The organism is Kitasatospora sp. NPDC096204 (assembly GCF_044763205.1).
Lineage (GTDB): Bacteria > Actinomycetota > Actinomycetes > Streptomycetales > Streptomycetaceae > Kitasatospora.
In genome coordinates, this window is sequence record NZ_JBIWFT010000001.1 from 201,139 (window position 1) to 212,885 (window position 11,747).

General features: G+C 73.7%; 5 protein-coding genes. All 5 read right to left on the minus strand.

Going from position 1 to position 11,747, the window contains the following annotated elements:
* Genes ACIQ87_RS00680 through ACIQ87_RS00700 form a run of 5 tightly spaced genes read right to left on the minus strand, consistent with a single transcriptional unit; the run spans position 1 to position 11,746 of the window.
* Positions 1–696, minus strand: a complete 696-nt coding sequence (locus ACIQ87_RS00680) for a formyltransferase family protein (protein WP_402399440.1) — start codon at positions 694–696, stop codon at positions 1–3.
* A 40-nt stretch (positions 697–736) separates the two neighbouring features.
* Positions 737–1,987 carry a cytochrome P450 gene (locus ACIQ87_RS00685; RefSeq protein WP_402399442.1) on the minus strand — a complete coding sequence of 417 codons (1,251 nt, stop codon included), beginning with the start codon at positions 1,985–1,987 and terminating at the stop codon, positions 737–739.
* Positions 1,988–1,989: 2 nt separating this feature from the next.
* The gene (locus tag ACIQ87_RS00690; protein ID WP_402399445.1) at positions 1,990–3,774 is read right to left on the minus strand and encodes a beta-ketoacyl synthase N-terminal-like domain-containing protein; all 1,785 of its coding nucleotides are present in this window, start codon (positions 3,772–3,774) and stop codon (positions 1,990–1,992) included.
* Positions 3,775–3,827: 53 nt separating this feature from the next.
* A complete protein-coding gene (locus ACIQ87_RS00695; RefSeq protein WP_402399448.1) occupies positions 3,828–5,693 on the minus strand; it encodes an amino acid adenylation domain-containing protein in 1,866 nt (621 codons plus the stop codon).
* Positions 5,690–11,746, minus strand: coding sequence for an acyltransferase domain-containing protein (locus tag ACIQ87_RS00700; RefSeq protein WP_402399449.1), 6,057 nt, complete (start codon positions 11,744–11,746; stop codon positions 5,690–5,692). Before ACIQ87_RS00700 ends, ACIQ87_RS00695 begins: the two co-directional genes overlap by 4 nt.
* Position 11,747: the final 1 nt, after the last annotated feature.

An 11,747-nucleotide genomic window follows, 5' to 3' on the forward strand; every position in this document is an offset into this window, starting at 1 on the left:
TCAGACCTCGTGCAGCGCCCACTTGTCGCTGTCGACCTGCACCGAGCCCGGCAGGGCGATGAGCTCGGGCTTGAACAGCGGCTGGGTGTCCATCGCGGGCTCCCAGGTCGCCAGCCGCTCGTCCTGGGGGACCTCGATCCGCCGGTCCGCGGCGAGGTCGGCGACCACCTTCAGCAGCAGCCGTACGCCGAGCGGAGCCAGGTGGTCGCGCCACAGGCTCTGCGCGGTCGAGCCGGGCGGCACGAACAGGTGCTCCTGGGCGGCGAGCGGGCCGCCGTCGGTGCGCTCGGTGAGGTGGTAGACGCTCCCGCCCGTCACCTTGTCGCCGTCGCGGATGGTCCAGCGGATCGCGTCCCTGCCGCGGTGCAGCGGCAGCAGGCTGGGGTGGTACCCGATGGTGGCGACGGCGGCCCTGGCCCGCGTGCGGCGGCCGAGGAAGGCGTGCGAGTGCGCGGCGAGGATGATGTCCACCCCGTCCGGGACGTGCGTCGCGCGCAGTTCGGCCGAGTCCGTCCAGGGGATGTCCCGGGGGAACGCCCAGGCGCGCAGGCGGTCCCAGGACATCGCGTCGCCCTCGTCGGACTTCCCCTTGCGCAGCCGGGGCGCGGCCGCCCCGACGATCTTGTGCCCGTTGTCCAGCAGGGCTTCCGCGACCTGCACCGCGAACGCCCCTTGCCCTGACATGTAGATGTTCATCCGCACTCCCGCGGTCGCTGGTCGGGTGGTTGCCGGTCCCTCAGTCCTCCGTCGGCGCCTCCAGTCCGGAGCGGTCGGGCTCGAAGCGCACCGGCATGGTGGAGAACCCGGTCAGGAAGTTCGACCGGATCGGCAGCGCCTCGCCGGTCTGCTCGAACCCGAGGGTGAAGTCCCGCAGGGCCTTGAGCAGTTCGGCGATCTCCACCTTGGCCAGGTACGAGCCGACGCAGAAGTGCGGGCCGTAGCCGAAGGCCAGGTGCTTGTTGGGGGTGCGGCCGAGGTCGAACACCCCGGGCCGCGCGAAGACCCGTTCGTCCCGGTTGCCTGAGGCGTGCCAGAGCGTGACGATCTCGCCCGGCCGCAGCCGTACGCCGTGCAGTTCGGTCTCCCGCTCGACGCTGCGCCCGAAGTGCATCGTGGGCGAGGCCCAGCGCAGCACCTCGTCCACCGCGGTCTCGACCGCGACCTCTCCCCGCTTGAGCCGCCGCCACTGCTCGGGCTGGGCGGCGAGGGTGCGGACGCAGTCGATCATCGTCAGCCGGCTGGTCTCGTCGCCCCCGATGATCAGGCTGTAGCAGTTCAGCACGACGTCCTCGTCGGACAGCGGCACCCCGTCGATGGCGCTGCCGATCAGCATGCTGATCACGTCCTCGCCGGGCGACTCGCGCCGCTCCTCGACGACGTCCATGAAGTACATCAGGATCTCGTTGCGGGCCATCTCGGAGTCGACCTCGTCGACGTCCTCGTCGTCCGCCGACAGCGCGGTCCTGGTCAGCGAGAGCAGGTAGTCCCGGTCCCGTTCGGGCACGCCGAGCAGGTTCGAGATCGTGGTCATCGGGATCCGGCTGGCGATCCGCTCCGCGAAGTCGCAGCCGCCGGACTCGACGGCCTCGCGGATCCACCGCCGGGTGTTGGTCCGGACGGTCAGCGCGACCTCGTCGAGCACCCTCGGGGAGAGCACCCGCTGGAGGATCTTGCGCAGCTCCAGGTGCCGGGGCCCGTCGGTGACGGCCAGCATCCGGCCGGCCCCGGCGTCGCCGCCCTCCAGGAGGGTGACGAGCACGTTGCCGCGCTGGGACGTGAAGTTCACGTTGTCCCGGTAGGTGGCCATGATGTCGTCGTAGCGGGAGAGCACCCAGAACCCCGGGCGGCCGCCGGCCGGCGGGTTCCAGTGCATCGGCGCGGTGTCCCGCAGGGTGCGCCAGAACCCGTCGAGGTCGTGGTCCGCGAAGGTGGCCGGATCGCCCAGGTCCACGGTGTCCAGTGCGGGTGCGGTCGTCGGTGGGTTCATGCTCACCAGTCCGTGCGCCAGAACCGGCGGGGCTGGAACGGGTAGGTGGGCAGCGGCACCCGGCGGCCGGCCGCCCCGAGGTGCAGGGCGTCGAAGTCCACCTGCCGGCCGGTCACCCAGGCGGCGGCCAGCTCGGCGAGGGCCCCGGTGTCCCGGCCGGCGGGCACGATCCCCTCGCCGGTGCGGGAGAAGGCGTCCGGGTCGGTCCGCGGGGCGGCGGCGGTCGAGGTGGCCGGGCCGCGGGCGCCGTCCTCGGACAGCGCCGCGATCAGCTCCTCGCGGCTGCGGACCACGGCCGCCCACCGGCGGGCCATCACCTTGCGGCCGAGGTTGAGGGTGAAGCAGACGTCGTCCAGGCGCAGGCCCGGGTCGGCCTCCAGCCGCTCCCTGAGCCGGGTGCGCTGACGGGCCAGCGCGTCGTCGTCCATGGCGGACAGGGTGGCCAGCCACGGCCTGCCCGCCTCCTCGGGGGCGCGCTCGGCGGGCGTCGGCGCCTCCTCCAGCAGCAGGTGGGCGTTGTAGCCGCCGCCGCCGATCGAGGTGACGCCCGCGCGGCGGATGCCGGCCTCCGGCTCCCAGCGCGCGCCCTCGAGTTGCGGCACGAAGGGGGTGCTGGGGAAGTCGAGGTCCGGGTTGACCTCCGTCAGGTTGATCGTGGCCGGGAGGGTCCGGTGGTACAGCGCCAGCGCGGCCTTGACGGCGCCGAAGCCTCCGGACACCACGCCGCCGTGGCCCACGTTGCCCTTGACCCCGCCGATCGAGGTGGTCGCGGTCTGCTTCCCGAACGCCATGGTCGCCGCGTGCACCTCGAGCTCGTCGGTCATCGGCAGGCCGAGCCCGTTCGCCTCGTACATGGACACGGTGTCCGGGGTGACGCCGCCCACCTCCATGGCGGCGGCGATGCAGGCGCTCAGCCGCTCGGGCTGGGCCAGGCCGTACGCCATCGCGCTGACGCCGTTGTTGTTGACGGCCGAGCCCCGGACCACGGCGTAGACGTGGTCGCGGTCGGCGACGGCTCGGCCGAGCGGCTTCAGCAGCACGGTGACGACGCCGCTGGACAGCGCGGTGCCGGTGCCGTTGGCGTCGAACGGGCGGCAGTGGCCGTCCCGCGACAGGATGCGGTTCTCCTCCCAGAGGTGACCGCGGGGGTGCGGCAGGCGGACGAGCGCGCCGCCGGCGATCGCCATGTCGCTCTGGCCGAGCAGCAGCGACTGGCAGGCCAGGTGCACCGCGTAGTGGAAGCCCGCGCAGACCGCGGCGACGGTGACGGCCTCGCCGGTGAGGCCCATGTAGTACAGCGCGTTGGAGGTCATGGTGTCCGGCGACCACGCCAGGCTGGCCTCGATCGCCTCGGGGCCGACCGACACCCGGTCCGGCGGGGAGCTGTACTGCGCGGCGGTCTGCGGGTTGTTGGCGCCGTACATGCCGACCTCGGCCTTGAGCCGGTCCGGGTCGTAGCCGCCGTCCTCCAGCGACTCCCACGCGCTCTCCAGGTACAGCCGGTTCTCCGGGGTCATCCTGGCGGCCATCCGGTCGCTGATGCCGAAGACCGACGGGTCGAACTTGTCGTACGTGTCGAGCACGCCGCAGGCCCGTACGTAGAACGGGCTGTGGATCAGCGTCTCGTCGACGTGGATGTCGTCCTTGGTCAGGAAGGACACGGACTCCCGGCCGTGGACGAGGTTGTCCCAGAACTCCTCCTTGGTGCGGGCGCCTGGCGCCCGCAGGGACATGCCGATGACGGCCACGTCACCCGGGTCGTACTCCTGCTCGGGGCTGTCGGTCATGGGAAGGCTCCTGCTTCGTCGGCTTCGTTGGCTACGGGTCGGGCAGGGGGTGCTCAGCGTCCGCCGGCACCGCCACCGGCGGCGCCGCGGCCGCGCAGTGCGGCACGGCGGGCACTGGCGCGCTGGCGGGCGGACTCGACCACCTCGGGGGTGGCGCCGCTCTCGTCGTCCAGCCAGCGGGCGAGGGAGGCGATGTCGCGGAAGCTGAAGAGGTCGGGTACGCGGACGCGGCGGTCGAAGCGCCGGGTCATCAGCCGGGCGAGGCGGACGAGCAGCAGCGAGTCGCCGCCGAGGTCATAGAAGGCGGACTGCACGTCGATGGCCGACGGTTCGAGGTCGAGCAACTGGCCCCAGATCTCCGACAGCGCCACCTCGGTCGGCGTACCGGCGGCCGTCAGCGGCCCGCCGGTGGCGGCCGGCGGCTCGGGCAGCGCGTCGCGGTCGAGCTTGCCGCCCGGGCCCAGCGGGAGGGCGGGGAGCAGGACGAGGGTCGCGGGCACCATGTAGTCGGGCAGTTCGGCGGCGAGCCGTCCGGTGACCGCGCTCTGCAGCGCGGCGTCCAGCCGGGGGCCGTCCTGCGTCGTGCCGTCCTGCGCCGTACCGTTCGGGGCCGTGCCGTCGCCCGCCGGCACGACGTAGCCGACGAGCCGGTTGCCCCGGACGACGGCGGCCGCCTCCCGGACCTCGGGGCAGGCGGTCAGCCGGGCCTCGACCTCCTCCAGCTCGATCCGGTAGCCGCGCAGCTTGACCTGGTGGTCGGAGCGGCCGAGGAAGCGCAGTTCGCCGTCCTCGGTGAACTCGACGAGGTCCCCGGTGCGGTACATCCGCCCGCCCTCGCGGAACGGGTCCGGCAGGAAGCGCTCGGCGGTGGTGCGCGGCCGGTTGACGTAGCCGTGCGCGACGCCGACGCCGCCGAGGTAGAGCTCGCCGGGCCGGCCGGGCGGCACCGGCCGCAGGTCCTCGTCGAGCACGTGGACCACGGCGTCCGCGGTGGGCGGGCCGATGGTCGGCTCGTCGGTGCCGTCCTCGGGCACCAGCCCGAAGGAGCAGAAGACGGTTCCCTCGGTGGGGCCGTAGGCGTTGAACACCCGTACGGCGCCGGTCTCCCGGTAGGCCCGGTCCACCAGCTTGCGGCGCAGCGCCTCGCCGCCGAACACGATCGAGCGCACGTTCGGCGGCAGGGCGCCGGCGTCCAGCAGGCCGTTCATGACCGACGGGACGACGGTCAGGTGGGTGATCCGGTCCGCGTACCGGCTCTCCGGCAGGTGCACGGCGCTCTCGACGAGCACGACGGCGCCGCCGCGGCAGAGCGCGTTGAAGACCTCCATCACGGACATGTCGAAGCAGATCGAGCTCGCCGCCGAGACGCCGCTCAGGTCGCAGCCCTCCAGGACCCGGTCCATCGCGGCGAGCATCGCCACCGCGCCGGCGTGCCGGACGGCCACGCCCTTGGGCCGGCCGGTGGAGCCCGAGGTGTAGATGACGTACGCGGTGTCCTCGGGCACGACCGCCACCGGCTTCGCGCCGGGCTCGGTCGTCACGGTCTCGCCGAGCACGACGACGGTCGCGCCGGGCGGGCAGTTGCCCCGGGAGGCGGGCGTGGTGAGCAGCAGGCGGGTCCCGCTGTCCTGGACCATGAAGGCCAGCCGGTCGGCGGGGTAGTTCGGGTCCAGCGGCAGGTAGCAGGAGCCGGTGCGCAGGACGGCCAGGACGGCGACGAGCAGGTCGGGGGTGCGCTCGACGCAGATGCCGACCGGGACGCCCGGGCCGGCGCCGTCGGCGGCCAGCCGCTCGGCCAACTCGCGGGAGCGGTCGTTCAGTTCGCCGTAGCTCAGGACGCCGGCGTCGGAGTAGACCGCCGTCGCGTCGGGGTTCTTGACGGCCTGGGCGATGAACTCGGAGTGCAGGGTTTCGGTCAACGGTCCGTCTCCTTGGGGAGGCCGGCCGGCGCGACGGCGCCGAGGGCCTGGTCGGGTCGGGCGATCGAGTCGAAGAGCACGGTGCGGTACAGGGAGAGCAGCGCCGTCACGGTCCGCCGCTCCAGGTAGGCCGGCTTGAACTGGACGTGGCCGGCCACCCGGCCGTCGATGTCGGCCATCGAGATCTCCAGGTCGAACTTGGCGAGGTGCCGGCGGACCTGGAGGGGTTCGAGCGGCAGCGCGCCGTCCGGGGTGAGCGTGTCGCCGACGCCGTGGAAGAGCTTCACGGAGCGCGGGAAGGCGTCCGAGGAGAGCCAGTTCACCACCACGTCGAACCACGGGGAGCGGCCCTCCGCGCGCGGCGGCTTCAGCTGGGAGGCCAGCAGGTCGAGCGGGTAGTTCATGTGCTCCAGCAGGCCCAGCGAGAAGGCGTGGACCTCGCGCAGCAGCTCGCGGAAGCTGCGGTCGGCGGTCGGGTTCGCCCGCACCAGCACGGTGTTGAGGTAGTAGCCGATGGCGGACTCCCAGCCGGGTTCGGCCCGTTGGGCGATGGCGGTGGCCAGCACGGAGTCCTCGGTGCCGACCGCGCGGTTGAGCGTGGCGAAGAACCCGGCCAGCACGACGGTGCTCACCGACACGCCCTCGCGCACCGCGAACTCCCGCAGCAGGCGCGTCTCCTCGGCGCTCCAGCGGAAGGCGACGTCCCGGCCCTCGTAGGTGACGCCCGGCGGCCGCTCCTTGTCGGAGAGGTCGAGGTGGGCGGGCGGGTCGGCGAGCCTGCGCGACCACCAGTCCAGCGCCGCCTCGGCGGCTGGCCCGGCCAGCCACTGCCGCTCCCACTCGACGAACTCGGTGTACGGGGCGACCGGCGCGCTGCGGGCCGGGTCGGCGCCCTCGTAGTACTCCTGGATCTCGCGGATCATCACGTCGGCCGACGCCGCGTCCGAGGCGATGTGGTGGACGAGCACCAGCAGGTAGTGGTCGGCGGGGCCGCGCCGCATCAGGACGATCCGCACCAGCGGCCCGTTGTCCAGGTCCAGCGGCTCGTGCCCGTACCCGGCCAGTTCCTCGCGGGCCTGTTCGTCGTCCAGGTCGGCGGTGTCCACCACGAGGAACTCGTACACCGGCTCGTCCAGGATGACCTGGTACGGGCTGCCGCCCGCCTCCACGAAGACGGTGCGCAGCGCGGGATGCCGCTCCAGCACGGCCAGGACGGCGCGCTCCAGGGCCTCCTCGTCGACCGCGGCCCGGATCCGGGCGGTCACCATGAAGTTGTACGGCACGGCGTCCGGCGCGACCATCTGCATGAACCACAGCGAGGCCTGGCCGTGCGAGGCCGGCGCCACCTCGAGGCCGAGGCCGCCGGCGCGCAGCTGCTCCAGCGCCGGGGCGCCGGTGGCCTCCAGCAGCCCGCGCGCGTCCAGTTCCTCCAGCAGCTCCTCGGCGTCCAGTTCGGAGAGGTCCGCCAGGAAGCTCCGGTCCGGCCGGGCCGGGGAGGGAGCGGTGACGGGCGCCGCGACGGGAGCGGGAGCAGCGACGGGGGCGGGTGCCGTTGCGGCCGGTCCGGCGGTGAGCCCGACGAAGTGGGCGACGACCTCGGTGATGGAGCGCCCGTCCAGGAACACCACCGGCGACACCCGGTGCCCGAGCACGGCCTGCAGTCGGTTGACGAGGCGGATCGCCAGCATCGAGTCCAGGCCGAAGTCGCGCAGGCCGGCCGCGGTGTCGAACCTGCTCACCGGCACGCCCAGCGCGTCGGCGAGTTCGGCGAGGACGACCTCCGCCACCGGCCGGTCCGCCGCCACCGGGCTCTCGACCGGCCGCGCCTCGGCGGGAGCCGTGACGGCCACCGGGGCGGTCCGGACGGCCGGGGCCGGAGCCGGGGCGGGCGCGGCCTCACGGCGGGGCTCGGTGTCGATCCAGTAGCGCTCCTTCTGCCACTGGACGAGCGGGGTCTCCACCACCTCGACGTCGTCGCCGAACAGCGGGTCGAAGGTCAGCGGCAGCCCCCTGACGTACAGCGAGGCGACGGCGCCCAGCAGGCAGCGGACGTCGCTCTCCCCGCGCCGCAGGGAGTTGATCGCGTGCACCTCGGTGCCGCGGGACAGCCCGATCTCCTCGACCGCGCCGCGCAGCGTCTCGTGCGGGCCGATCTCGACGAAGGTGGAGACGCCCCGGTCCACCAGCGCGCCGATCGTCTCGGCGAACCGGACCTGGTTGCGCAGGTTGTGCACCCAGTAGTCGGCGTCGGCGACCGGGTTCACCGTGTCGGCCAGGGCGGTGGAGTGGAAGGGGATGTCCGGCGTCAGCGGGGTGATGCCGTCGATGCCCGCGCGCAGCGGTTCGAGCAGCGGGTCCATGCCGGGGCTGTGCACCGGCCGCTCGACCCGGATCCGCCGGACGGAGACCCCGTCTCGCCGGAGGTCCGCCTCCAGGGCGTCGACGGCCTCGGGCGAGCCGGAGACCGCCGCGCTGGTGGGGCTGTTGACCACGGCGACGGCCGCGTGCGCGGCGTACGGGGCGAGCCGGGGCCGCAGCTCCTCCTCCGGCAGGTCGACCGAGATCATGGCGCCCTCGGCGGCCTTGCGCTCCAGCAGGTGCGAGCGGGCCACCACGACCCGGGCGGCGTCCTCCAGGGACAGCGCACCGGCCACGCAGGCGGCCGCGACCTCGCCCAGGCTGTGGCCGACGACGGCCGCCGGCTCGATGCCCAGGTCGAGCCAGACCTGCGCCAGCGAGACCTGCAGGGCGAACAGCACGGGCTGCTGGAAGTCCATCTCCTCGTACCTGGCCTCCTCGGCCGGGGCGGCGAGCAGCTCCAGCACCGAGAACCCGCCGGCCGCGCGGACGGCGGCGTCGCAGGCGGTCATCCGGGCCCGGAAGCCGGCGTGCGAGCGCAGCAGCTCGCGGCCCATGCCGACCCACTGGGTGCCGCCGCCGGAGAACACCAGCGCCACCCGCCGGTCGGCGTTGCCGGAGACCGTACCCGTGACGACGTCGGGGTGCGGCCGGCCGGCGGCGACCCGGGCGAGCCCGTCCAGGACGTCCTGCCGGTCGCGGGCGAACAGCGCGATCCGGTGGCCGTGGTGGCTGCGCCGGGCGGAGAGGGTGTACGCGAGGTCGGACACCCGTAGGGCCGGGTCGCGTTCGACGTGGTTGGACAGCTCGCGGCAGGTGTCGGCCAGCGCCTCGGCGGTCCGGGCGGTGACGGGCACCAGGTGCAGCTGCCCGTCGGCGGCGGCGTCGCCCGGGCTCGGCGCGACGTGGCGGCCCCGGTCGCCGGCCAGGAACGGGTGGGCCGCGACGGGGAGCCCGGCGGTGTACAGGGCGCCGAGCGAGCCGAGCAGGGTGGCGGCCTCGTCGGCGCCGCGCCGCAGGGAGGGCAGGGTGGCCGCCGTCGGGAGGATCTCCGAGACCGACTTGAGCAGGAGGGGGTGCGGGCTGAGCTCGACCACGGCGTCGACGTCGTGGTCGCGCAGGGCGGTCAGGGCGTCGACCATCCGGATCTCCCGGCGCAGGTTGTCCGCCCAGTAGTCCGGCCCGAGCTCCGCGCCGTCGACGAGTTCGCCGGTGACGGTGGAGATCATCGGGATGCGGGTGGACCGGGGCCGGATGCCGTCGAGCTCGGCCTTCAGCGGGGCGAGGACGTGGTCGACCAGCGCGGAGTGCGGGGCGTGGCCCATCCGCACCCGGTGGTTGGTGACACCGGCCTCGGTCAGCCGCAGGACGAGGTCGTCGATCTCCTGCGGGGTGCCGGTGACGAGGGTGGAGCCGAGGCCGTTGCGGCCGGAGAGGGTGAGCCCGCCGGTCAGGTGCGACAGCACCTCCTCCGCGGGGGTCATCACCACGATGCCCTCACCGCGGCCCACGGCCAGCAGCTGGAGGAGCCGGCCGTGGTGGGCGGCCAGCCGGGAGGCGTCCTCGAAGTCGAGGGCGCCGGCGATGTGGGAGGCGGCGAACTCGCCGACGCTCTGCCCCACGACGACGTCCGGCTCCACCCCCAGCGAGCGCCAGGTCTCGGCGAGCGCGACCTGGAGGGAGAACAGCAGCGGCTGGAAGACGTCCATGTCGTCCAGGCGGCCGTCGGGGTCGAGCAGCTGCTCGACCAGCGAGAAGCCCAGCAGCTCCCGCATCCGCCGGTCGGACCTCATCATGGAGCGGCGGAACACGGGCTGTGCGGCCAGCAGTTGACGGCCCATGCCGACCCACTGGGAGCCGTTGCCGGAGAACAGGAACGCCACCCGCGGCCTGTGGCCGGCCTTCCCGTCGGCCGTCCCGACCTCCCCGACGCTCAGCCCGGGGGCGTCCGCGCCGTCGCCGAAGGCGTCGAGGCTGCCGCGGAGTTCGGCCATGTCGCGGGCGGTGGCGGCGAGCCGGAACGGGCCGTCGCCGGGGGTGCGGCGGCAGAGCGCGCGCAGGTCGTCCGCGTCGCGCACCGCCCGGGCCCGCTCGGCCAGCTCCTCGGCGGAGTCCGCGGCCAGCAGGAGCAGCGAGGCCTCGGGGCGCGGCAGTTCCTCGACGGCGAGGTGGCAGATCGAGCCGCCGAACCCGAAGGAGCTGACGCCGCCGCGCCGGGCGTCGGAGCGCCGCGGCCACGGCTCCAGCCGGTCCTGGACGGTGAGGTTGTACTCGTCGAAGAGGATCTGCGGGTTCGGCGCGCTGAAGTGCAGGCTCGGCGGCAGCACGCCGTTGCGCATCGACATCGCGAGCTTGACCAGGCCGACGATGCCGGCGGCCGCCTCCAGGTGGCCGACGTTGGACTTGACGGAGCCGAGCCGCAGCGGCTCCGCGCGGTCGCCGCCGAGGACGGCGCCGATGGCGTTGGCCTCGATCGGGTCGCCGAGCGGTGTCGCCGAGCCGTGGCACTCGATGTAGTCGACGAGGTGGGGGGCGATGCCGGCCCGCTGGTAGGCGGTGCGGAGCATCTTCTCCTGGGCCTGGGGGTTCGGCGCCGTCATGCCGTTGCTGGGGCCGTCGTTGTTGGAGGAGCTGCCCTTGATCAGGCAGTACACCGGCAGGTCGCGTTCGAGCGCCACGCTCAGCGGGGCGAGCACGACGACGCCGGCGCCCTCACCGCGGACGTAGCCGTCGGCCCGGGCGTCGAAGGACTTGCAGCGGCCGTCCGGGGCGAGCGCGCCCATCTGGTCCATGGCGGTGTAGTAGTCGGAGACGAAGCTCAGGTTCACGCCGCCGGCCAGCACCAGGTCGCTCTCGCCCAGCCAGATCGACTGGCAGCCCACGTGCACCGAGACGAGCGACCCGGCGCAGGCCGAGTCGATGGCCATGCTGGGGCCCTGCAGGCCGAGGACGTAGGAGACGCGGTTGGCGATGATGCCGTCGTGCATGCCGGTCGCGGTGTGCGGGGTGATCTGGCTGTCGGGGCCGCGGTAGTGGGCCAGGGCGGCGTAGTCGCCCCAACAGGAGGCCATGAACACGCCGGTGTCGCTGCCGACGAGGCTGTGCGGTGCGATGCCCGCGTCCTCCAGGGCCTCCCAGGACAGCTCCAGGACCAGGCGCTGCTGAGGGTCCATCTGGACGGCCTCGCGGGGCGAGATGCCGAAGAACAGCGGGTCGAAGCGGTCGATGTCGTCGATGAACCCGCCCCAGCGCACCCGGTCGTTCAGCAGCTCGCGGCGCGCGGCCGGCACCGGTCCGACGGCGTCGCCGCCCTCGGTCAGCAGCCGCCAGAACGAGGACGGGTCCGGCCCGCCGGGGAACCGGCAGCCGATGCCCACGACCGCGACGGGTTCGTGGGTGGGAGTGCGGCGTTCGGTGCTCCGGACGGGCTCCGCGGCCCGCGGGCCCTCGACCAGGGCGCGGGCCAGCCCGTCGACGGTCGGGTACTGCCACATCCAGGTGGCCGGGACCTGCCAGCCGAGGAACTCGGACAGGGCGGCCGCCAGGTTCACCGACTTCAGGGAGTCCAGTCCGTACCGGTGCATCGGAGCCCACCGGTCCACGGTGCTCGCGGAGACGTCCAGTAGCTCGGCGAAGCGGGATAGCAGGAAATCCGTGACGGCGGATATGTCTCGCGCTGCGCGCTCTTGGGGCATG